The following is a 22235-nucleotide window of genomic DNA, read 5'->3' as shown; positions in this document are numbered from 1 at the left end:
CGGGCCCGGCGGCAGCTGCGGGCGCCGGGGGCGCGCCCGACAGCACCGTCGCAGCGGCTACCACGGCGGCCGCGCTTAGCGCGGCGCCGGTACGGGACGGCATGGCCGCCTCGCTAGTGCGCGGCCCGCCGGCGGCGGGTCAGCCAGAGCGCCCCGGCCGCTCCGGAGAGGAGCACCGTGCCGCCGAGGGTGCCGAGCGCGATGGCGGAGTCGGTGGGGCCGGTCTGCGGCAGTTGGTCGCCGCCGGTGCCGCCCGTCCCGCCGGTGCTGCCGGTGCCGCCCGTGCTCCCCGTACCGCCACTGCCGCTCGTACCGCCGCTGCCGCTCGTCCCCCCGGTGGAGTCGGAGCCGCCGGATCCGCCCGCGGCCGTGACGTCCAGGGTCAGCGAGGGCTTGGGGCTGTTGCCCGGCGTACAGGTCGTGGTCGTACCCAGCGCCTTGATGGTCAGCGTCGAGGCGGTGAAGGTGACCTTCCCGCTCTTCTTGGGGGTGTACGTGCCCGTCAGCGTACTGATCTTGATGGGCGTATTGGCGGGAATGGCCTTGTCGTTGGCGGGACCCGTCACCGACACCGTGCCGGTCTCCGCGCCGCCCAGCTTGATGAGCGCGCTCGGATGCATGGCCCCCTTGCCCAGTTCCACGGGGCTGGAGGAGACGCCCTTCTCGAAGGACATGGTCAGCTTGTAGGCGCTGCCGCTCGGAACGCCCTTGATGTCGATGGGCGATACGGCGCTTTTGTTGCCGATCGGCGTCTTGCACTGGTAGTTGACGTCCACCGTGGCCGCGTGGGCGGCCGGAGCGGTGAGCAGTACCGCAGAACCGGCCACGGCCGCGGCCAACGTGAGGGCACCGCCGCGGCCGGACGCACGGCGTTGTGGTTGGGACACCTGAGATCCCCTCTCGTCAAGCGCCGCAGCCGAATGTAACTGACGGCACATCAGATCGGGCGCCGACAGTACGCCGGGGACCTTGTCGAGGGAAGACAAAGAGCACGCCGAATCGGCGTGACAGGAATGAACGGGGTGCGGCGCCACGGCCGGGAGAGCCGGGCACACCGGGCGGGCCGGTGCCGGGCGGCACTAGAGAGCGCTCAGCACCCGGGTGGAGTGGGGCCGGGGCCGTGCTCTTCAGGCGGGCGCGGCCAGCTCGGCCCAGACGGTCTTACCGGATCCCTCCGCGTTCCGCACGACCCCCCAGTCGAGGCACAGCCGCTGCACGATGAACATGCCGTGGCCACCCGGCCGACCGGCGCGGTGCGGGGTGCGCGGGGCGGGCGTACCGGTGCCGAGGTCCACCACTTCGAGACGGAGCACCTTCGCGTTGCAGCTGACCCGCAGTTCCTCGGGGCCGTCGGCGTGCAGACAGGCGTTGGTGACCAGCTCGGAGACGACGAGCAGCACATCCTCCGCGGCGGCCCGCTGGTCGGCGGTCGCGGCCGGAAGCCAGCCCCAGTCACGCAGCGCCTCGCGCGTGAAGTCCCGGGCGCGCGGCACGGCGCCGCTGGCCCCGATCAGATGGAGCCTGCGGAGCTGACGGATCCGCCCGGGGGGTGGAGTGGCCGGTGGGGCAGCCGAAGCGGCAGGGCCGTCCGGATCCGGGCCGCGGTCGCCCGGCGGGTACGGCCGGGTGGTGCTCATCAGCGCTTCACCTCACCGATTCACCGATTCAGGGACAAGGGATACCTGATCTCTTCAACAGTTTCAGCCTGTCTCCTGCCCGGCCAAAGCGTGAGAACACCCACTTCTCCGGTACGGCTCGTGTGACGCGGACAACGCCTCTATGACACACAGCCGACACACCGGAAACAGGAGTGGCGGAGATCACTCGACCAGCGCTGCGTCAAGCGATTCATGGACCGTAAAGACGGCCTCCGCGCCTGTGATCTCGAACACGCGGGCAACGACCGGCTGCATCCCGGCAAGGTGGACCGCCCCGCCTTCGGCCTCGGCCTTCAGGCGGGCGCCGAGCAGCACGTTGAGCCCGGTGGAGTCACAGAACTCCAGATGCGAGCAGTCCACGACCAGCCGCACGCGACCCCCCTCCACGCACTGCTCCAGCGGCTCCCGCAGCACCTCGGCGGTGTGGTGGTCCAACTCCCCCGTCGGTGTCACGACCGCGCTCGCCCCGTGGTGCCGAACCTCGACCTGGAGTCGGCCCTTGCTGGCGCTGCCGACCATCCCGCGGTCCATGTGCGCACCTCTTCTGGCGTCTCGTTGCTTTCGATTGCGCGCAATGAACCTTACGCCTTCGGCCGGTCCTCCGGTAGCCGAACATTTCGCATAGTTCGGCAAATATGGACAACGTGGACTTGCCACGCACCAGCGAATACGGGTAGGCGTAGTAGGGACACACCCGAACACGGCCCGGCTTTGGAGGCGCCGCTCACCGGAGCAGCACGTCATGGCATCGGCAGCCATATGCCGAGAACGACGGAGGAGACTATGTCACCCCAGCTCGACGACTCGCGTACCGACCCGTCTTGGAGTACCAGGGCCACCGTCTCGTCGACTCACGTACCCGAACAGTTCGTCCCTGATGCGGATGCCCAGGCGCTCGCCGGATATTCCTTCGACGAACTGACCGAATTGTCTGATCTGCCGGAAATCCCGTCGTTTGAGACGGTGAGTCCGGTCGACGCGAGGGCCCTCTCGAAGACGCTCTTCGAGCGCATCGAGGTGCTCGAAGAAGGCACCCACGAGTACGCCTACGTCCGGAACACCCTGGTCGAGCTGAACCTGGCACTGGTCAAGTTCGCCGCCGCCCGCTTCCGCTCGCGCAGCGAGCCGATGGAGGACATCGTCCAGGTCGGCACCATCGGCCTCATCAAGGCCATCGACCGGTTCGAGCCGGGCCGGGGCGTCGAGTTCCCCACCTTCGCGATGCCGACCATCGTCGGCGAGATCAAGCGCTTCTTCCGGGACACGAGTTGGTCCGTGCGCGTGCCCAGGCGGCTCCAGGAGCTGCGGCTGGACCTGGCCAAGGCCGGTGACGAACTGGCCCAGCGGCTCGACCGCGCGCCGACCGTGCACGAGCTCGCCGAGCGCCTTGACATCACCACCGCCGAGGTCGTCGAGGGCATGGCCGCGAGCAACGCGTACACCGCCAGCTCGCTGGACGCCCAGCCGGAGGAGGACGACTCCGAGGGCGCGCTGGCGGACCGCATAGGCTACGAGGACCACGGGCTCGAGGGCATCGAGTACGTCGAGTCCCTGAAGCCGCTCATCGCCGATCTGCCCGCCCGGGACAAGCAGATCCTCTCCCTGCGCTTCGTCGCCAACATGACGCAGTCGGAGATCGGCGAGGAACTGGGCATCTCTCAGATGCACGTCTCCAGGCTGCTGTCGCGCACCCTCCGTCGGCTCCGCAAGGGACTGATGGTCGAGGAGTAACGCTTCCGCAGACGGGTAAGGGCCCGCCCCCGCTTGCCGGGACGGGTCCTTATTCGTGCCCTCTTGCTCCTCCTTGCTCCTCCTGCTCCTCCTGCTCCTCCTTGCTCCTCCTGCTCCTCCTTGCTCCTCTTGCTTCTCCTGCTTCTCCGGCCCGCCTCAGACCAGGGTGCCCGCGCGCCAGACCGCCGAGACCAGCGGTACGCCGGGGCGGTAGGCGAGGTGGACGTGGGAGGGCGCGTCCAGCAGCGCGAGGTCGGCCCGGGCGCCGGGGGCGATCCGTCCCACGTCGTCGCGGCGCAGCGCCCGCGCCCCGCCCGCGGTGGCCGCCCAGACCGCCTCGTCCGGGGTCATCCCCATGTCCCGTACGGCCAGGGCGATGCAGAACGGCATCGAACTGGTGAAGGACGAGCCGGGGTTGCAGTCCGGCGACAGCGCGACCGTGGCGCCCGCGTCCAGCAGCCGGCGCGCGTCCGGATACGTCGAGCGGGTCGAGAACTCCGCCCCGGGCAGCAGCGTGGCGACCGTGTCGCCCTGCGCCAGGGCGTCCACATCGGCGTCAGTGAGATGCGTGCAGTGGTCCGCGGAGGCCGCGCCCAGCTCGACGGCGAGCTGCACGCCCGGGCCGTACGAGAGCTGGTTGGCGTGGACGCGCGGGATGAGCCCGCGCTCCTTCCCCGCGGTGAGGACGGCACGGGCCTGGTCGCCGTCGAAGGCGCCCCGCTCGCAGAAGACGTCGACCCAGCGGGCGTGCGGGGCGCACATGTCGAGCATCGGCCCGGTGACGAGGTCGACGTACGCGGCCGGGTCGTCGGCGAACTCGGGGGCGACGATGTGCGCGCCGAGGAAGGTCACCTCGTCGGTGTGGGCCGCTGCGATGGACAGCGCGCGGGCCTCGTCCTCCGACGTGAGGCCGTAGCCGGACTTGATCTCCAGGGTGGTGGTGCCCTGGTGCAGGGCCTCCACCACATAGCGGGCGACGTTGGCGTTGAGCACGTTGTTCGAGGCGGCGCGGGTGGCGGCCACGGTGGTGCGGATGCCGCCCGCGCTGTAGGCCCGGCCGGACATCCGGGCGTTGAACTCCTCGGTGCGGTCGCCCGCGAAGACCAGGTGGGAGTGGGAGTCGACGAAGCCCGGGATGGCGGCCCGGCCCGCCGCGTCGACCCGGTTGTCAGTGGCGGGTGCTTTGCTTGTTTCACCGACCCAGGCGATGCGGTCACCGTCGATGACGACCGCCGCGTCCTGGATCAGACCGAGGGGGCCTTCGCCGAGGGAGGGGTCGTTGGTGACGAGGCTGGAGATGTGGACGAGGGCGGTCGTGGTGGGCGTCGCGACCGTGTCCGTGGCGGTGGTCATGGTGGGGGTGTTCTCCTTGATCAGCCGGCTCGGCCTGGTCGGCGTGGTCAACCTGCTCGGCGTGGTCAGCCTGGTCGGCCTGGTCAGCCGCGCAGGGCCGCGATGGCTGCGGCCAGTGCTTCGGGGACGCGCGGGACGAGCTGGTGGGCCCCGTCCCGTACGACATGGCGGCCGCCGACCACGGTGTGCCGGACGTCCGCGTTGGTCGCCGCGAATATCGCCGTCTCGGCGCCCAGCCGGGGTGGCGGCCCCGCCGTGCGGACCGAGTCCAGCGCGATCGTGGTGAGGTCGGCGAGCGCGCCCACCTCGATCCGGCCCGTGTCCGCGCCCCAGCCGAGTGCCGCGTGACCGTCGGCGGTGGCGGCGCGCAGCAGCTGGGCGGCGGTCCAGTGGCCGCGGGTGCGGGTGTGCAGCCGCTCGTCCAGCTCCATCGCGCGGGCCTCTTCGAGGATGTCGATCATGGCATGGCTGTCGCTGCCCAGGGACAGCGGTGAGCCCGCCTGGCTCAGCTGGGCGGCCGGGCCGATGCCGTCGGCGAGGTCCCGCTCGGTGGTCGGGCACATGCACACACCGGTGGCCGAGTGGCCCAGCAGCCGGATGTCGCCGGGGGTGAGGTGGGTCGCGTGCACGGCGGTCGTGCGCGGGCCCAGCACCCCGTGGTCGGCGAGCAGCCGGGTGGGGGTGAAGCCGTGCGCCTCCACGCAGGCATCGTTCTCGGCGGTCTGCTCGGACAGGTGCACATGAAGGGGCGCCGCCTGCCCCTCGGCCCAGCCGGAGACGGTCGCGAGCTGATCGACGGGGACAGCTCGCACCGAGTGGATGGCGGCGCCGATGCGGGTGTTCCCGTCGCCCTTGAGCCCGGAGACCCGCTCGGCCCAGGCGTCCGCGGTGCCGTCCGAGAAGCGGAGCTGGTGCTGATCGGGCTCCGCGCCGAACCCGGAGGACAGATAGCAGGTGTCGAGGAGGGTGATGCGAATACCGGCCTCGGCCGCGGCCGCGATCAGGGCCTCCCCCATGGCGTTGGGGTTGCCGTAGCGGCTGCCGCCGGGCGCGTGGTGGAGATAGTGGAACTCGCCGACGCAGGTGATGCCCGCCATGGCCATCTCGGCGTACACCGCGCGGGCCAGGTCGAAGTAGCTGTCCGGGGTGAGCCGGTCGGCCACCTCGTACATCAGCGTGCGCCAGGTCCAGAAGGAGTCCGGCGCCCCGCCGTCCGACGGGTTCGCCGAGGCGCCCGACTGCACGATGCCGCGCAGGGCCCGGTGAAAGGCGTGGCTGTGGGCGTTGGCCAGGCCGGGGACGGTCAGCCCGCGCAGGGTGACGGAACCGGCCGGATGCTGTGCGGGGCTCCCGGGCCGCACGGCCTTGATCCGCCCGTCCGTGGCCACCACGATGACCACGTCCGGCACCACCTGACCGTCCAGCCAGGCGTACTCCGCCCAGTAGGTCTGTGCCGTCAGTGACACGCCAACCCCTCCAGTACCTGCGCGAGCGCGGCCACACCGGCGAGGCAGTCATCCTCGCCCGCCGTCTCCGCGGGTGAGTGCGAGACGCCGGTGGGGTTCCTTACAAACAGCATGGCGGTCGGAACCGACGCGGACAAAATGCCCGCGTCGTGCCCGGCGCCGGTGGGGAGCACCGGAACGCCGCCGAGCAGGCCCGACAGCTGGTCACGCAGGTCGTGGGCGAATTCCACGACGGGTGTGAAGGACTCCCGGGTGACCCGGACGTCCACCCCGTCACGCTGCCCGCGCTCGACCGCCGCCCGCTCGATCTCGCCGACGACGGCAGCCAGGGTCTCCTCGTCGGGGGCCCGCGAGTCCAGCCAGCCGCGCACCAGGCTCGCGATCGCGTTCACCCCGTTAGGCTCGACGCCGACCTTGCCGAAGGTCGCCAGCGCTCCCGCGAGACGGGCCTTCTTGCGGGCCGCGAGGACGGTATTGGCGTACGTCAGCATGGGGTCGCGGCGGTCGTCCAGCCGGGTCGTCCCGGCGTGATTGGCCTCGCCGTGGAAGTCGAACCGCCAGCGGCCGTGCGGCCAGATCGCGGAGGCGACGCCCACGGGGTTCTCCGTATCGTCCAGGGCGCGCCCCTGCTCGATGTGCAGCTCCACGAAGGCGCCGATGCGGGCCAGCCGCTCCGGGTCCGGCCCGATGGCCTCCGGATCGTACCCGGCGCGCTCCATGGCCTGCGGCAGCGTGACGCCGTCCCCGTCCCGGAGGGCGTGCGCCTGCTCCGGGGCGAGCTGCCCCGCCGCGAGCCGGGACCCTACGCAGGCCAGGCCGAAGCGGGCGCCCTCCTCGTCGCCGAAGTTGACGATGGCGAGCGGTTTGGTGGGGTGCGCGCCGCGGGCCCGTAGCTCGTCGAGGGCCGCGAAGGACGAGACGACGCCCAGGGGGCCGTCGAAGGCGCCGCCGTCGGGGACGGAGTCCAGGTGGGAGCCGGTGACGACGGCGTCTTCGGCGGTCGGGTCGCCCAGCCAGGCCCACTGGTTGCCGTTGCGGTCCAGCTCGTAGGTGAGGCCGCGGGTTTCTGCCTGTGCCTGGAACCAGGCGCGGCAGTCGGTGTCGGCACCGGTCCAGGCGTAGCGGCGGTAGCCGCCGGTTTCCGCGTGGCGGCCGATGGGGGCGAGGTCGCGCCACATCTCGTGGAACGACGCGCCGGTGGGGGGTGCGCCCATTGCCGTCTGAGCCTCCGTTTCGTGGGCGGGTGCGGGCCGGTGGGTGGGTTGTGCCCACCCGTCCCTCCCCCAGCTACCGCTGGGAGGTGCCCCCTCTGCGGGACGATTGCCCACAACGGTCACTCTGCTTCCCTCATCGGGACCCTTACGTTCCGGTCGGCTGCTACCTCGTCCGCGCGGTCGTAGCCTGCGTCCACGTGGCGGATCACGCCCATGCCCGGGTCGTTCGTCAGGACGCGGCGGATCTTCTCGGCCGCCAGCGGCGTACCGTCGGCCACCGTCACCTGGCCCGCGTGGATCGAGCGGCCCATGCCGACCCCGCCGCCGTGGTGGATCGAGACCCAGGAGGCGCCCGAGGCGACGTTGACCATGGCGTTCAGCAGCGGCCAGTCGGCGATCGCGTCCGAGCCGTCCAGCATGGCCTCGGTCTCGCGGTACGGGGAGGCCACCGAGCCGCAGTCCAGGTGGTCGCGGCCGATGGCCAGCGGCGCGGCGAGCGTCCCGTCGGCCACCATCTCGTTGAACCGCTCCCCCGCCTTGTCGCGCTCGCCGTAGCCGAGCCAGCAGATGCGGGCGGGCAGCCCCTGGAAGTGGACCCGCTCCCCCGCCATCTTGATCCAGCGGGCCAGGGACTCGTTCTCCGGGAAGAGGTCGAGGATCGCCTTGTCCGTGGCCGCGATGTCCTTCGGGTCGCCGGACAGCGCCGCCCAGCGGAACGGGCCCTTGCCCTCGCAGAACAGCGGCCGGATGTACGCGGGGACGAAGCCGGGGAAGGCGAAGGCGCGCTCGAAGCCCGCGAGCTTGGCCTCGCCGCGGATCGAGTTGCCGTAGTCGAAGACCTCGGCGCCCGCGTCCATGAAGCCAACCATGGCCTCCACGTGCCGGGCCATCGCCTCGCGCGCCCGCTGGGTGAAGTCGGCGGGCTTCTCGGCGGCGTACGACGCCATCTCGTCGAAGTCCACGCCGATCGGCAGGTACGACAGCGGGTCGTGGGCGCTGGTCTGGTCGGTGACGATGTCGATCGGCGCGTCCATCGCGAGCAGCTGCGGAACCAGCTCGGCCGCGTTCCCCAGCACGCCGATGGACAGCGGGCGGCGGGCGTCGCGCGCCTCGGTCGCGAGCTGGAGGGCGTGGTCCAGGCTGTCGGCGCGCACGTCCAGGTAGCGGTGCTCGATGCGGCGCTCGATGGCGCGCGGGTCGCAGTCGATGCAGATCGCGACGCCGTCGTTCATGGTGACCGCGAGCGGCTGGGCGCCGCCCATGCCGCCGAGACCGGCGGTGAGGGTGATCGTCCCGGCGAGGGTGCCGCCGAACTTCTTCTCGGCGACGGCCGCGAACGTCTCGTACGTGCCCTGGAGGATGCCCTGCGTGCCGATGTAGATCCACGAGCCCGCGGTCATCTGGCCGTACATGGTCAGGCCCAGCGCCTCCAGGCGGCGGAACTCCTCCCAGTTCGCCCAGTCGCCGACCAGGTTGGAGTTGGCGATCAGGACGCGGGGCGCCCACTCGTGGGTCTGCATGACGCCGACCGGACGGCCCGACTGGACGAGCATCGTCTCGTCCTGCTTCAGCGTGCGCAGCGTACGGACCATGGCGTCGAACGAACGCCAGTCGCGCGCCGCCTTGCCGGTGCCGCCGTAGACGACGAGCTTGTCGGGGTGCTCGGCGACCTCCGGGTCCAGGTTGTTCTGGAGCATCCGCAGGGCGGCTTCCTGCTGCCACCCCCGGGCACTCAGCTCCGTACCTCGCGGGGCCCGTACGGGTCGCGGTCCTGACATGGGCCGTGCCTCCCTGCCATCGTCTGGATCGAGTTATTCACATCATGGCTTTGATGAATATAGCTAGTCAATAGGGGTGGCGGCGCATACACCCGGGTGGTTCCCCGGAGAGGCGTGCGCGGGGCGCGGGCGCCAGGACTTAGCGTCCTGCCGTGCCCCTCCCCGCCACCCATCGCGAAGTACGCCTCGCCGCCCGGCCCCGGCCCGAAGGGCCGCTCACCACCGACCACTTCGAGGTCGTCCACGCCCCGCTTCCGACGCCCGGCCCCGGCCAGGTGCTGGTGCGGAACCGGCTGATGAGCGTCGCCGCCGCCATGCGCCCGCTCGCCTCGGCCGACCCCGGCGCCCTCGGCCTGCCGCAGCTGCGCCACCGGGTCGGCGACGTCATGCGGGGCCCCGCCATCGGCGAGGTGCTCAGCGCCCCGCCGGACACCGGCCTGGCCTCCGGAGCCCTCGTACGCCACCACTCCGGCTGGCGCGAGTACGCCGTCCTCGACGCGGCCGAGGCGCCCCCGCTCGACCCCGACGCCCTGCCCGACCCCGCCGCCCACCTCTCCCAGGGCTTCACCGCCTGGCTGGGCGTGGTGCGGGGCGCCGGGGTGCGGCGCGGCGACACGGTGTTCGTCACCGGCGCGGCGGGCGGCGTCGGCACCCTGGCCGGGCAGTTCGCGCGGCTCCACGGCGCCGCGCGGGTCATCGGCTCCACCGGCTCCCGCGACAAGGCCGACCGGCTCGTCGAGGAGCTGGGCTACGACGCCGCCGTGATCCGCGGCGCGGGCCCCATCGAGGAGCAGCTGCGCGCGGCGGCCCCGGACGGCATCGACGTCCTGCTCGACACCGTCGGCGGCGAGCAACTGCGCGCCGCCCTCGCCCTGGCCCGCCGCAAGGCCCGCTTCGCCCTCGTCGGCGCGCTCGCCGCCCAGCTGTCCGACGACGCCCTCGCCACCACCCCGATCAGCACCCTCGCCCTCATCGCCCGCGGCGTCACCCTCCGCGGCATCAGCGCCTACGACCACGCGGACGCAGCTCCGACGTACCTGCGCGAATTCGGCCGCGCGCTGCGCGAGGGCGCCATCACCTACCCCCACACCCGCCTGACCGGCATCGCCCAAGCCCCGCGCGCCCTGGTCGAGTTGTTGGAGGGCCGCCACCTGGGCGCGGTGCTGGTGGAGCTGTGACCTGGGGCGCGGGGCAGTACGCCTGTTCGCCCCGTCACCGATTCCCGGCAGGGAATCCAACCCGGGTCGCGTTTCCGCGTACGCTGCTCTCCGTGCGTCAAGCCACGCTCTCCACCCGCCAGGAGATCAGGGATTCGAATGAGTGCACAGCCCGAACACCGGAATGAGCGCAGGATCGCCGCGATCCCGCACACCATCAACGCCATCGGCGACGCACTGAGCGGCGCGCAGCGCGCCCTCTTCTACAGCGAGGTCCTGGCAGCCGAGGAAGACGACGTCCCGGGCGTCATGCGCCGGTGGTGGAAGACGGCGATGCTCGACCGCGCCCCGGGCGCCGAAGACAGCAGGGCCAACGCCGCTGCCGGGCGCCGCCTGCTCTCCGTGGATGACCTCGCCGACCGGCTCGAAGCTCCCGCCCGGTGAGCGACCGACCACGCCGCGGCTGGACCGTCTGGACGGAGGGGATCCCGGCAGAGACGATGCTCGACATGCCGCCCGACCTCTCCAAGAAGGTGGTCGGCTTCCTGGCAGGCTTAGCCCTGGATGCGGGCGGCGCGATCGACGGCGACCGGCAGCCGCCGGGTGACCCGATGGACGACCTCGGCGTCCGGTACAGCGTCCAGATCGATGGCGAACCCGTCGTGTTCGAGTACGTCGTGCTCCGCGAGACACGGGAGATCCGCATCCCGGTACTCGTCTGGTTCCGCTGACCCCACCCCCACCGGCCTGGCCCGTTGGCCGGGGTGGGTGGTTGGCTGAGGGCATGACTGCGAACCCGGCTTCGACCCCGACCCCGGTTCCGGCCGACGCCGCCGAGCGGCGTGAGCGGGCCGTGCGCGCCGCCGTCGAGCAGGGCCTGATCGGCCCCGAGCAGCCCGTCGTCGGGCTGCTCGACGTCACCGGCATCCGCGCCGCCGCGGCCGAGCTGCGGGCGGCCTTCGACGAGGTCGTGGCACCCGGTACGCCCGTTCTGCACGCCTTCGCCGTGAAGGCCGCCTCGCTCGTCCCCGTCCTGCGGCTGCTGACCGACGAGGGGCTGGGCTGCGAGGTGGCCAGCCCCGGCGAGCTGGCCCTCGCCCGGGCCGCCGGGGCGGGCCCCGACCGCATCGTCCTCGACTCGCCCGCCAAGACCCCGGCCGAACTGCGCGAGGCCCTCGACCTGGGCATCGCCCTCAACGCCGACAACCCGCAGGAGCTGGCCCGCCTCGACGCGCTCGTGGCCGGGACCTCCCCCCGTTCCCCGCTGGGCCTGCGGGTCAACCCGCAGGTGGGCGGTGGCAGCATCGGCGCGCTCAGCACCGCCACGGCGACCTCCAAGTTCGGGGTCGCGCTGCGCGACGTAGGGGCGCGCGACTGGGTCGTGCGCGCCTTCGCCGAGCGCCCCTGGCTGACCCGGCTGCACGCCCACGTCGGCTCGCAGGGGTGCCCGCTGGACCTGATGGCGGCGGGCGTCCAGGCCGCGTACGAACTCGCCGAGGAGATCAACGAGACCATCGGCCGCCGCCAGATCGACACCCTCGACATCGGCGGCGGCCTGCCCGTGAACTTCACGTCCGACGAGATCACGCCCAGCTACCACGAGTACGCTCGGCTGCTCCAGGCCACCGTGCCGGGGCTCCTCGACGGGCGGTACGGCCTGGTCACCGAGTTCGGGCGGTCACTCCTCGCCAAGTCGGGGATGGTGCTGGCGCGCGTCGAGTACGCGAAGTCGGCCGGCGGCCGCCCGATCGCCGTGACCCACGCGGGCGCCCAGCTGGCCACCCGTACGGTCTTCGCCCCCACCGCCTGGCCCCTGCGGGTCGCCGGGTACGACGCGGACGGCCGTCCCAAGCCCACGGGCCCCGCCGGGCCGGTCACCCAGGACATCGCGGGCCCGTGCTGCTTCGCGGGCGACCTGGTGGCCGAGAACCGGGCCCTGCCGGAGCTGACGGCGGGCGATCTCGTGGGCCTGCTGGACACGGGGGCGTACTACTTCTCGAACCACTTCGCCTACAACAGCCTGCCGAGGCCGGGCGTGTACGGATACGGCTTCGCACCCGACGGCGACGGGATCCGCTTCGCGGAGGTGCGAAAGCCGCAGACGGTGGCGGAGATCGTGGCGGAAAGCGGAGGCGCCGAAGCGGAGGGCCTGACCGGCTTGTAAAGCCGCCGTCCGGCGGGAGGGGCGGGGTCGCCGGGGTGGGGTCCTGGACGCTGCCGTGTATGTGTGGCGCCGTGGACTTCCGGCCCACCCCACGTTCCACGGCAACGGCGCCGTAAATATACGGTCCAGGGCCCTGCCCCGGAGGCCCCGCACCGGCACCCACCACCGCACCGTCCGCGCACCCACCCGCACCCCGCCACCGCCACCGCCAGGGGTCACCGCTTGGCGCCGCCCGGCCCCGCGTCGCCCGCCGCGGGGCCCGTCGTCTGGTAGGCGCGGACGTCGGGGCCCGCCGGGCGGCCGCGGGGGACCCAGTCCGTGCGGACCCACAGCAGCGCGTCGTGCGCGTGCTCCCAGCGGCCCAGCCACAGCGCCTTCGCCCACAGCCCCGCGCCGAGGCCCGCCAGCAGCAGGCCGCCCGCCGCGGGGACGGCGAAGGACGAGCCGACGGCGGCCAGGAAGGCCAGGAGCAGCCACCACCGCAGGGCGCGGCGCCGGGTCCGTATCGTCACCGCGCGGTCCTGGAGGAACACCGACGTGCCCGCGCGGGTGGCCTCCTGGGCGAGGGTCAGATACCGGCCGCGCCGTACGGCGAACACCACGGCGGCCGCGATCAGGAAGAGCGCCGCCCCGGCCAGCAGACCGATGCGGCGGCCGGTGAGGCCGGGGAGCAGCGTCCCGATGCCCGCGGCCAGGACGCCCGGCCACCACAGCCATCCGGCGGGTGCCCGTACGACCACGGCGACCCGTACCAGTGCATACGTCCCGCGTCCCACTGCCGACCTCCTCGACGTCTCGGGCCATCGAGCGCGGACTGTAGTGACGATGGCTGAGAATTCGGTGAGACGAGACACTCCACCAGGACAGGGCCACTCCACCAGGACGGGGCTACCCCGACGGGGACGGGGGCTACTCGACGAACAGCCCGCGCGCGGCCGCCCGCGCGTCGAACTCCTCCAGCCGCGCCTGCGCGTCCGGCAGCGCGTCGCACATGGCCTCCAGCAGCACCCGCCCCAGCAGCATCGGCGCGCAGGCGGTGTCGAAGGCCAGCCCGGTCCCGACGGCCGCGGGCAGCAGCAGATCGCTGTGGCGGGCGACCGGGGCGAAGGCGCTGTCGGCGACGGCGACGACGGTGAGGCCGGTTTCCCGTGCGTACTCCAGGCCCTCCACGACCTCCCGCGGATGGCGCGGCAGCGCGAAGCACAGCAGGGCGGTGGCGCCCGCGCGGTGCGCCGCGTCGATGCGGTCGGCGAGCATCGTGCCGCCCTCGTCCAGCAGCCGGACGTCGGGGTGGACCTTGCGCGCGAAGTAGGTGAAGCCCCTGGCCTGGGCGGAGGCGGCGCGCAGGCCGAGGACCGGCAGCGGGCGGGACGCGGCGAGCAGCCGCCCGGCCCGCAGCACCGGTTCGGGGTCGGCGAGCAGGGTGGCGAGGTGGCGCAGGTTGTCGATCTCGGACTGCACGGCCTGCTGGTACTCGTTGTACGCCCCGTCCCCGGCGGCCCGTTCGTCGGCGGCGGGGGCGACGTCGCGCAGGTGCTTGCGCAGCGCGGGGTAGCCGTCGAAGCCGAGCGCGACCGCGAAGCGGGTCACGGAGGGCTGGCTGACCCCGGCGAGTTCGGCGAGTTCGACGCTGGAGAGGAACGGCGCGTCGGCCGCCCGCCGCACCATGCAGTGGGCGATGCGGCGCTGGGTGGGGGTGAGGCGGTGGCCCTCGAACAGGGCCTGGAGGCGCGCGGTGCTCCCCGCGCTCGCCGCACCCGTCACATCCGCCGCCGCGCCGACCGCGTCCGCCACCCCGTTGTCCGTACCCATCAGTCCTCAGCCCTCCCGGCCCTCAGCACCATCACCAGCACCATCACGAGCCTCAGCAGGCTCAGCGCCCTCGCACACCTCGGCCAGCGGGTCCAGCAGACCCACCGCGTCGGCCACATCCTCCGTCAACGGCCGGTCCTCCATCCGCGGATCGAGAACTTCCGCCGCCAGCGCATACGCGGCGGCCGCCGGTACCCCGGGCTCCGGTTCCATGCCGCGCTGCCGCAGCGCCCGGACCGCCGCGACCAGTTCGCAGGCCAGCACCTGCCGGTAGTGGTCGGCCACCCGCAGCGTCTGGCGGGCGCCGAGCGAGGCGAAGCTGGCCTGTTCCTCGACGCCGCGGGAGAGCACGGCGTGGCCGAGGGAGGCGGGGTGGGAGACGGCCCGCATCTCGCCGAGGGCCGCGCCCGCCGCGTACTCCAGGATCATCACGCCGGAGCTGGCGGGCGCGGGGTCGCCGAGGAAGGGGCGCAGCCGGGTGAAGTCGGGTTCGCTGAGCGCGGCGAGCCGGGCGGTGGACAGCCGGGCGGTCTGGAGGGCGGCGAGCCGGAAGTGGTCGAGGGCGAGGGCGGCGTGCGCGGCGTAGAAGTTGCCGTGGTGGTACGCGGCCTCGTCCTCGGAGCTGATCAGCGGGTTCTCGGCGGCGGCGTTGACCTCGACGTTCAGCACCCGCTCCAGCGCGTCGGCGGCGTCCAGCGCCGGGCCGTGGATCTGCGGCAGACAGCGGAAGCCGTACGGGTCCTGTATGCGGCCGAGCGGCGGGGTGGGCCGGGCCGGGGCGCCGATGAGGGCGCGTATGCGGGCGGCGGCGCGGATGGATCCGGGGTGGGGGCGGGCGAGCTGGACGGGTTCGGCGTACGCCTCGTACGAGCCGCCGACCGCGATCAGCGAGAGCGCGGCGACGGCGAGCGAGGCGGACAGCAGGCGCCGCAGGTCGGCGAGGGCGAGCGCGGACTGGCCGAGGGTGAGGGCGTTGCTGCTGATGAGCGCGAGGGCGTCGTTGCTGTCGAGGGTGATGGGTTCGGGGGCGCGGCGGCCGGGTGCGGCGTCGGTGAGGTCCCAGGGGTGTTCGCCGACGAGGGCGAGCCCGGCCTGGGCGAGCGCGGCGAGGTCGCCGGTGCCGACCGCGCCGAACTCGTTGACCACGGGGTGGACACCGGCGTCCAGTGCCTGGACGAGGGAGGTGACGACGGAGGGGCGCAGCCCGGCGCCGCCCGCGAGCACCTGGTTGGCGCGGACGGCCATCATGGCGCGGACCTCGCGGCCGGGCAGCGGGGCGCCGATGGCACCGGCGTGGCTGCGCAGCAGCCGCAGGCCGTGGTCGTCGTCGGGGCCGACGTCCTCGGTGCGGTTGGCGCCGACGCCGGTGGAGCGGCCGTAGACCCGTCCGGTGGCGGAGAGCCGGTCCGCGGTCTCCCAGGCGCGTTCGGCGAGGGCGAGGGCGGCNCGGTCTCCCAGGCGCGTTCGGCGAGGGCGAGGGCGGCGGGGTCGGGGGCGGCGGGTAGGTTTCTGCGGTCGGCCAGACGTACGACGTCGGCGACGCGCAGGCTGTGGCCGTCGAGCGTGATGCGCGGTGCGGCGGGACCGGGGCCGCTCGTCGCGGCGCGCGCCGCACCGGCCGCCGCGCCGAACGCCGTCGAATCCAGCATGTGAGACACCATCCAGGGCAACCCCTTCCGTACCCACCCTTTTCGGGTTAGCCGCCAAGCGCTTTCGTCCCATATTGCGAGCAGAAGTAACCGGCGATTAACGCGCACCTATTGACTTCTATTCACTCGACTACGACTGTGCATGACTATATGCAGACAGGGCAAGGGGAAGCGGATGATCAGCTTCAAGCACGTCAGCAAGCACTACCCGAACGGCACCACTGCCGTCGACGATCTCAGTCTCGAACTCCCCGAGGGAGACATCACCGTCCTGGTCGGTTCCTCCGGCTGCGGCAAGACCACCACCCTGAGGATGGTCAACCGCATGGTCGAGCCGAGCAGCGGCACGGTGAGCGTCGGCGGGCGTGACATCCTCGAGGCCGACGCCGCCGAGCTGCGGCGCGGCATCGGCTATGTGATCCAACAGGCGGGACTCTTCCCGCACCGCACGATCCTCGACAACATCGCGACCGTCCCGCTGCTGCTGGGCTGGGGCCGCCGCAAGGCGCGGGCGCGCGCCGCCGAGCTGCTGGAGCTGGTCGGGCTGCCCGCCGGATCCGGCAAGCGCTATCCGCACCAGCTCTCCGGCGGTCAGCAGCAGCGCGTCGGGGTGGCCCGGGCGCTGGCCGCCGATCCACCGGTGCTGCTGATGGACGAGCCGTTCGGCGCGGTCGACCCGGTCGTCCGCACCCAGCTCCAGAACGAGCTGCTGCGGCTCCAGAGCGAGCTGCGCAAGACGGTCGTCTTCGTCACCCACGACATCGACGAGGCGGTCCGTCTCGGCGACCGGATAGCGATCTTCCGCACCGGCGGCCACCTGGTCCAGTGCGCGCCCCCGGCCGAGCTGCTGGCCTCCCCCGCCGACGACTTCGTGGCGGGCTTCCTCGGCGCCGAGCGCGGGCTGAAGCTGCTCTCGCTGTCCACCCTCGCCGACGTGCCACAGGAGCCCGCCCCCGCCGACGACGGCACGGGCTCCGCCGACGGCACGGGCCGCTGGCGGCTGGTCACCTCCGGCCGCGGCGAGCCGCTGGGCTGGCGCGACACCGACGGCCCGGACGGCGACGAGGCCCCGCTGCTGCCGGTGCGCCCGCTGCGCGACACCGACTCGCTGCTCTCCGCCCTCGACGAGTCGCTGGCCTCCCCCGCCGGGCTGGTCGCCCGGGTGGACGCGGACGGCGTGCTGACCGGGGTCACCGGGCGCGACCGGATCCACGAGCACGCGGGCCGCCGCCACGCCGAGGCGGGTCGTACGAACGCCAAAGCGACTGAGGCCACCCCCGACCCCGACGCGAGCGTGACCGCATGACCGTCGACTGGGGCTGGTTCCCCGACCACCAGGACGACCTCACCACGCTCACCTTCGACCACCTCTCCACCGCCGTTCCAGCCGTCCTCTTCGGGCTGTTGATAGCGGTGCCGCTGGCGGTCATCGCGCATCGCGTACGGCCGCTGCGCGGCGTCCTCCTGGGCCTGTCGAACGTCCTCTTCACCATCCCCTCCATCGCGATCTTCGTGCTGCTGCTGCCGATCACCGGCCTCACCCGCACCACCGCGATCACCGGCCTCACGATCTACACCCTGACCGTGCTGCTCCGGAACACCGTCGAGGGCCTGGACAGCGTCCCCGCCAAGGCCCGCGAGGCGTCCACCGCCATGGGCGCGCGCCCGCTGCGCACCCTGCTCACGGTCGAGCTGCCGCTCGCCTTCCCGGTGATCATGGCGGGCGTACGGGTCTCCACCGTGATGGCGATCTCCCTCGTCAGCGTCGCCAGCTACATCGGGTACGGCGGCCTCGGCCAGCTGTTCACCGACGGCTTCCAGCGCAACTACCCCACCCCGGTCGTCGCCGGAGTCGTCCTGTCCCTGCTGCTCGCACTGGTCGCGGACGCCGTCCTGGTCGCCATCCAGTGGCTGTGCACCCCCTGGCTGAGGAGGCGTGCCTGACATGATCGAACTGCTCCAGAACCTCGGCCGCTGGCTGACCAGCGGCGCCCAGTGGTCCGGGCCCGACGGCATCGCGACCCGCCTCCTGGAACACCTCCAGTACTCGGCCCTCGCCACCCTCGTGGCCGCCCTCCTCGCCCTCCCCGTCGGGCTGCTCATCGGCCACACCGGGCGCGGCGCGTTCCTCGCCATCAACCTCTCCGGCTTCGGCCGCGCGCTGCCCACCGTCGGCCTGGTCACCCTGGTCTTCCTGGCCAGCGGCCTGAGCATGTGGCCCGTCTACGTCTCGCTGGTCGCCCTCGCGGTCCCGGTCATCGTCACCAACACCTACGCGGGCATGGCCGCCGTCGACCCCGAGGTCAGGGACGCGGCACGGGGCCAGGGCATGCGGTGGCACCAGGTCCTCTTCCAGGTCGAACTCCCCCTCGCCCTCCCCCTGATCATGACCGGGCTGCGGCTGGCCTGCACCCAGGTCGTGGCCACCGCCACCATCGCCGCGTACGTCAGCTTCGGCGGCCTCGGCCGCTACGTCTTCGACGGGCTGGCCCAGCGCGACCTGGTGCAGGTCCTGGGCGGAGCGGTACTCGTCGCCATCCTGGCGATCGCCCTGGACCTGGCCCTGGCCGCCGTGCAACGCCTGCTCTTCCGCAACCGCCCCGCCCCCTCCCAAGCGCACTGACGACAGCGCACTGACGACAGCCCCCAAGGAGACCCATGAACCGCAGGAAACTGCTCGGCGGCCTGCTCGCCGGCGCGTCCGTGCCCACCCTCGCCGCGTGCAGCGGCGGCATCACCTCCCTGAAGGGCGACGGCGCCGGGGGCGGCCAGGGCGGCGGCAGCAGCGCGGGCGGACTCGTCATCGGCACCGCCAACTTCACCGAGAACCAGCTCCTCGGCTACCTCTACGCCGAGGCCCTGAGCGGCGCCGGGGTCAAGACGAGCGTCCGCCCCAACCTCGGCTCCCGCGAAATCGTCATCCCCGCCCTCCGCCAGGGCGACATCGACCTGCTCCCCGAGTACCAGGGCAACCTGCTCCTCCACTTCGACGACAAGGCCCCCCAAACCCAGGCGGGCGACCTCCAGAACGCCCTCACCGTCGCCCTCCCCACCGGCCTCGAAGCCCTCTCGTACGCGGCCGCCGAGGACAAGGACGTCTTCTGCGTCACCCGCGAAACCGCCGAGAAGCACGGCCTGCGCAGCTTCTCCGACTTGAAGAAGCAGAACGGCAAACTCGTCTTCGGCGGCCCCGCGGAGGACAAGAACCGGGTCGTCGGCCTGGTCGGCCTCAAGAACCGCTACGGCGTCACCTTCAAGGAGTTCAAGGCCCTCGACGCCTCCGGCCCCCTGGTCAAGGGCGCCCTGAAGAAGGGCGACGTCGACGTCGCGAACCTCTTCTCCACCGACCCCGACATCGAGGCCAACGGCTGGGTCATCCTCGCCGACCCCAAGGCCCTCATCCCCGCCCAGCACATCGTCCCCGTCATCCGCAGCGCCAAGGCCGACACCAAGGTCCGCAAGGCCCTGGCCAAACTGGGCGTCGCCCTCACCACCCACGAACTGGCCCGGCTCAACGAGCTGGTCGACAAGGAGAAGAAGGACCCGGACGAGGTGGCCGCCGACTGGGCCGCCGACCACGGCCTCACCAAGAAGTAGCGGCGGGAGGATCCGCATGCCCCCATCCCCCGCATCCCTGGTCGAGCAGCGCTCGATCGACGTCGTCCCCGACGCGGAACGCCATGGCACCGCCTTCAGCCAGTTCACGCTGTGGCTCGGCGCGAACCTCCAGATCACCGCCGTCGTGACCGGCGCCCTGGCCGTCGTCTTCGGCGTGGGCGCCTTCTGGTCGGTCATCGCCCTGCTGGTCGGCAACGTCCTCGGCGGAGCCGTCATGGCGCTCCACTCCGCCCAGGGACCACGGCTCGGCCTCCCCCAGATGATCTCCTCCCGGGCCCAGTTCGGGGTCCGCGGCGCGATCGTCCCGCTGCTGCTGGTCATCGTCATGTACGTGGGCTTCTTCGCCAGCGGCAGCGTGCTGGCGGGCCAGGCCGTCGGCGAGCTCACCCACCTCGGCGACACGACCGGCATCGTCCTCTTCGCCCTGCTCACCGCCGCGGCCGCCGCCGTCGGCTACCGGCTGATCCACACCCTGGGCCGGATCGCGGGCGTGGTCTGCGCCCTGGCCTTCGTCTACCTGGGCATCCGGCTGCTGGACCGCGCCGACCTGGCCGCCCTCCTCCACGACCGGAGCTTCGACTTCCCGCTCTTCCTCCTCGCGGTGTCGCTCTCCGCCTCCTGGCAGCTCGCCTTCGGTCCGTACGTCGCCGACTACTCCCGCTACCTGCCGCGCACCACCTCGGCCCGAGCCACCTTCTCCTGGACCCTCGCGGGCACCGTCCTCGGCTCCCAGTGGTCCATGACCTTCGGCGCCCTCGCGGCCGCCGCCGCGGGCGACGCCTTCGTCGGCCACGAGGTCTCGTACGTCGTCGGCCTCGGCGGCGGCGCGGCCCTGATCACCTCACTGCTCTACTTCGTCATCGCGCTGGGCAAGCTGACGATCAACGTCCTCAACACCTACGGCGGCTTCATGTCGATGGTGACCAGCGTCAGCGGCTTCCGCGGCCACGCCACCCTCTCCCCTCGCGGGCGAACCGCCTACATCGCCGGGATCATGGTCGCGGGCACCGCGGTCGCCCTCCTGGGCAAGGACAGCTTCCTGTCCTCCTTCAAGGACTTCCTGCTGTTCCTGCTGACCTTCTTCACCCCGTGGAGCGCGATCAACCTCGTCGACTACTACGCCATCGCCAAGGAGCGCTACGACATCCCGGCCCTCAGCGACCCCCACGGCCGCTACGGCGCCTGGCGCTGGAAGGCCCTCACCACCTACGCCCTCGGCGTCCTCGCCCAACTCCCCTTCCTGTCCACCCACTTCTACACCGGCCCCCTCGTCACCCCCCTGGGCGGCGCCGACATCTCCTGGCTCATCGGCCTCGCCATCCCCGCCGCCCTCTACTGGGCCCTGGCCCGCCGCGACACCGCCCACGTCCCGGACCGCATGATCATCGATGAGCGGCCAGCACTGCCGCGAGGCCCTCTTGCAGATCTTTGACGAAATACTCGGGAACCTCCAGCGACGGGAAATGCCCCCCGATTTCAGGTGACCTCCATCGGACGATCTGTCGGTACCGCTCCTGTGCCCAGGGGCGCGGACACTTCTCGACGTCGCGGGGATACATACTGAGTGCCGACGGGACGTCGACCCGAAGTTCGGGGTCCAGCGAGTTGTGGCTTTCGTAGTAAATGCGGGCCGCCGATGCGCCGGTCCGCGTCAGCCAATACAGGGTGACGTTGTCGAGAACCCTGTCTCTGGAAATCGCCTCGAACGGGCTGTCTTCGGTGTCTGTCCACTCAGCGAACTTGTCGAGGATCCAGGCGAGAAGCCCGACCGGTGAGTCGACGAGCGAGTAGCCGATGGTCTGCGGTCGGGTCGCCTGCTGCTTCGCGTACGCCGCGCGGTGGCGCCAGAAATCGCGGGTTTCCTCGGCCCACTCGCGCTCGACCGCCGTCAGCCCGTCCGTTGTCAACCCGGGCGGCGCCTCCGCGAACGTTGTGTGGATGCCGAGAACGTGCGCCGGGAACCTGCCGCCGAGAACCGTGGTGATATTACCTCCCCAGTCGCCGCCGTGGGCTACGAATTTGCTGTAGCCGAGCCTTCCCATCAGCTCCACCCATGCGGCCGCGATCTTTTCGGTTCCCCACCCGGTGGTGGCCGGCTTGTCGCTGTAACCAAAGCCTGGCAGCGACGGGACCACGACGTGGAACGCCGGCGCGTCTGCATCTTTCGGATCTGCCAGCTCGTCCACGACATCGATGAACCGAGCAATGCTGTCCGGCCAGCCGTGCGTCAAGATCAGAGGAGTGGCATCCGCGCGCGCGGATCGGCGGTGCAGGAAGTGGATTCCCAGACCATCAATGGTCGTGCGGAACTGGCCGACGCGGTTGAGGCGCTCTTCGAACGACCGCCAGTCGTACCCGGTGCGCCAGTAGTTCACGACATCGACGAGGTCGGCGAGCGGAACGCCCTGTTCCCATCGGCGAGGGTCGGGCGCGGCGCGATGGACCGTCTCAGTCTCCGGTAGTCGCGCCGCGGCCAGTCGCGCGCGCAGATCGTCGAGGTCAGCGTCAGTTGCGTGGGCTTCGAATGCTTGTACGTCGCTGGTCAGACGGGGCATGAGACCTCCTGGCCATCGTGGAACCGTCTAAGATGGTTCTAGCACTGTCCGAACCACGCCGCAACCCTCTAAGGTGGTTC

General features: G+C 72.0%; 20 protein-coding genes and 1 pseudogene. 10 read left to right on the top strand and 11 right to left on the bottom strand.

Features of this window, described 5'->3' with window-relative positions; all coding sequences use genetic code 11:
• Positions 1 to 113: 113 nt before the first annotated feature.
• The 3 genes from EEJ42_RS15945 to EEJ42_RS15935 all read right to left on the bottom strand — a co-directional run bounded on the left by EEJ42_RS15945 (position 114) and on the right by EEJ42_RS15935 (position 2189).
• On the bottom strand, positions 114 to 938 hold the full coding sequence (locus EEJ42_RS15945; protein WP_425472902.1) for an LPXTG cell wall anchor domain-containing protein: 825 nt from the start codon (positions 936 to 938) through the stop codon (positions 114 to 116).
• 189 nt (positions 939 to 1127) lie between these two features.
• Positions 1128 to 1637, bottom strand: a complete 510-nt coding sequence (locus EEJ42_RS15940; protein WP_009717369.1) for an ATP-binding protein — start codon at positions 1635 to 1637, stop codon at positions 1128 to 1130.
• 183 nt (positions 1638 to 1820) lie between these two features.
• Complete coding sequence (locus EEJ42_RS15935; protein ID WP_009717368.1) at positions 1821 to 2189, bottom strand: STAS domain-containing protein; 369 nt, start codon at positions 2187 to 2189, stop codon at positions 1821 to 1823.
• A 252-nt stretch (positions 2190 to 2441) separates the two neighbouring features.
• Between EEJ42_RS15935 and EEJ42_RS15930 the strand changes: the two genes are divergently transcribed.
• Positions 2442 to 3389, top strand: a complete 948-nt coding sequence (locus EEJ42_RS15930) for an RNA polymerase sigma factor SigF (RefSeq protein WP_123100595.1) — start codon at positions 2442 to 2444, stop codon at positions 3387 to 3389.
• A 156-nt stretch (positions 3390 to 3545) separates the two neighbouring features.
• Here the strand turns inward: EEJ42_RS15930 and hutI are convergent, their stop codons facing one another.
• The 4 genes from hutI to hutU form a co-directional block, all read right to left on the bottom strand.
• Positions 3546 to 4742: an imidazolonepropionase gene (hutI, locus tag EEJ42_RS15925; protein ID WP_123100594.1), complete on the bottom strand. Its 1197-nt coding sequence runs from the start codon at positions 4740 to 4742 to the stop codon at positions 3546 to 3548.
• Positions 4743 to 4825: 83 nt separating this feature from the next.
• A complete protein-coding gene (locus EEJ42_RS15920) occupies positions 4826 to 6208 on the bottom strand; it encodes a formimidoylglutamate deiminase (RefSeq protein WP_184503109.1) in 1383 nt (460 codons plus the stop codon).
• Positions 6199 to 7422: an allantoate amidohydrolase gene (locus tag EEJ42_RS15915; RefSeq protein WP_123100593.1), complete on the bottom strand. Its 1224-nt coding sequence runs from the start codon at positions 7420 to 7422 to the stop codon at positions 6199 to 6201. Before EEJ42_RS15915 ends, EEJ42_RS15920 begins: the two co-directional genes overlap by 10 nt.
• 119 nt (positions 7423 to 7541) lie before the next feature.
• Positions 7542 to 9200 (bottom strand): urocanate hydratase, encoded by a 1659-nt coding sequence (gene hutU / locus EEJ42_RS15910; protein WP_123100592.1) that lies wholly within the window; start codon positions 9198 to 9200, stop codon positions 7542 to 7544.
• Positions 9201 to 9352: 152 nt separating this feature from the next.
• Between hutU and EEJ42_RS15905 the strand changes: the two genes are divergently transcribed.
• From EEJ42_RS15905 to EEJ42_RS15890, 4 genes are all read left to right on the top strand, one after another.
• Positions 9353 to 10378: an MDR family NADP-dependent oxidoreductase gene (locus EEJ42_RS15905; RefSeq protein ID WP_123100591.1), complete on the top strand. Its 1026-nt coding sequence runs from the start codon at positions 9353 to 9355 to the stop codon at positions 10376 to 10378.
• Between the two features lie 138 nt (positions 10379 to 10516).
• A complete protein-coding gene (locus tag EEJ42_RS15900) occupies positions 10517 to 10801 on the top strand; it encodes a hypothetical protein (RefSeq protein ID WP_123100590.1) in 285 nt (94 codons plus the stop codon).
• Positions 10798 to 11088 carry a hypothetical protein gene (locus EEJ42_RS15895; RefSeq protein ID WP_123100589.1) on the top strand — a complete coding sequence of 97 codons (291 nt, stop codon included), beginning with the start codon at positions 10798 to 10800 and terminating at the stop codon, positions 11086 to 11088. Before EEJ42_RS15900 ends, EEJ42_RS15895 begins: the two co-directional genes overlap by 4 nt.
• Positions 11089 to 11141: 53 nt before the next feature.
• A complete protein-coding gene (locus EEJ42_RS15890; RefSeq protein WP_123100588.1) occupies positions 11142 to 12521 on the top strand; it encodes a type III PLP-dependent enzyme domain-containing protein in 1380 nt (459 codons plus the stop codon).
• Between the two features lie 215 nt (positions 12522 to 12736).
• Here the strand turns inward: EEJ42_RS15890 and EEJ42_RS15885 are convergent, their stop codons facing one another.
• The 3 genes and pseudogenes from EEJ42_RS15885 to EEJ42_RS15875 all read right to left on the bottom strand — a co-directional run bounded on the left by EEJ42_RS15885 (position 12737) and on the right by EEJ42_RS15875 (position 15994).
• On the bottom strand, positions 12737 to 13297 hold the full coding sequence (locus EEJ42_RS15885) for a hypothetical protein (RefSeq protein WP_123100587.1): 561 nt from the start codon (positions 13295 to 13297) through the stop codon (positions 12737 to 12739).
• A 133-nt stretch (positions 13298 to 13430) separates the two neighbouring features.
• Positions 13431 to 14333: a MurR/RpiR family transcriptional regulator gene (locus tag EEJ42_RS15880; protein WP_246096763.1), complete on the bottom strand. Its 903-nt coding sequence runs from the start codon at positions 14331 to 14333 to the stop codon at positions 13431 to 13433.
• 6 nt (positions 14334 to 14339) lie between these two features.
• A pseudogene (locus tag EEJ42_RS15875) lies at positions 14340 to 15994 on the bottom strand (aromatic amino acid lyase).
• 163 nt (positions 15995 to 16157) lie between these two features.
• On the opposite strand from EEJ42_RS15875, the gene EEJ42_RS15870 reads away from it, so the two are divergent.
• From EEJ42_RS15870 to EEJ42_RS15850, 5 genes are read left to right on the top strand one after another with little or no spacing between them, the layout of a single operon-like run.
• A complete protein-coding gene (locus tag EEJ42_RS15870; RefSeq protein WP_123100586.1) occupies positions 16158 to 17288 on the top strand; it encodes an ABC transporter ATP-binding protein in 1131 nt (376 codons plus the stop codon).
• Positions 17285 to 17926, top strand: coding sequence for an ABC transporter permease (locus EEJ42_RS15865; RefSeq protein WP_123100585.1), 642 nt, complete (start codon positions 17285 to 17287; stop codon positions 17924 to 17926). Before EEJ42_RS15870 ends, EEJ42_RS15865 begins: the two co-directional genes overlap by 4 nt.
• 1 nt (position 17927) lies before the next feature.
• Positions 17928 to 18605 carry an ABC transporter permease gene (locus EEJ42_RS15860; RefSeq protein ID WP_123100584.1) on the top strand — a complete coding sequence of 226 codons (678 nt, stop codon included), beginning with the start codon at positions 17928 to 17930 and terminating at the stop codon, positions 18603 to 18605.
• A gap of 35 nt (positions 18606 to 18640) precedes the next feature.
• Entirely contained in the window at positions 18641 to 19579 is a 939-nt protein-coding gene (locus tag EEJ42_RS15855; protein ID WP_123100583.1) for an ABC transporter substrate-binding protein, read from the top strand.
• A gap of 16 nt (positions 19580 to 19595) precedes the next feature.
• Entirely contained in the window at positions 19596 to 21032 is a 1437-nt protein-coding gene (locus tag EEJ42_RS15850; RefSeq protein WP_123100582.1) for a purine-cytosine permease family protein, read from the top strand.
• Here the strand turns inward: EEJ42_RS15850 and EEJ42_RS15845 are convergent.
• Positions 20983 to 22155 (bottom strand): epoxide hydrolase family protein, encoded by a 1173-nt coding sequence (locus EEJ42_RS15845; protein ID WP_123100581.1) that lies wholly within the window; start codon positions 22153 to 22155, stop codon positions 20983 to 20985. The two genes, EEJ42_RS15850 and EEJ42_RS15845, sit on opposite strands and share 50 nt — an antisense overlap.
• Between the last annotated feature and the right edge of the window lie 80 nt (positions 22156 to 22235).

The organism is Streptomyces botrytidirepellens (genome assembly GCF_003721215.1).
Lineage (GTDB): Bacteria > Actinomycetota > Actinomycetes > Streptomycetales > Streptomycetaceae > Streptomyces > Streptomyces himastatinicus.
This window is presented reverse-complemented; position numbering and strand designations above follow the sequence as displayed.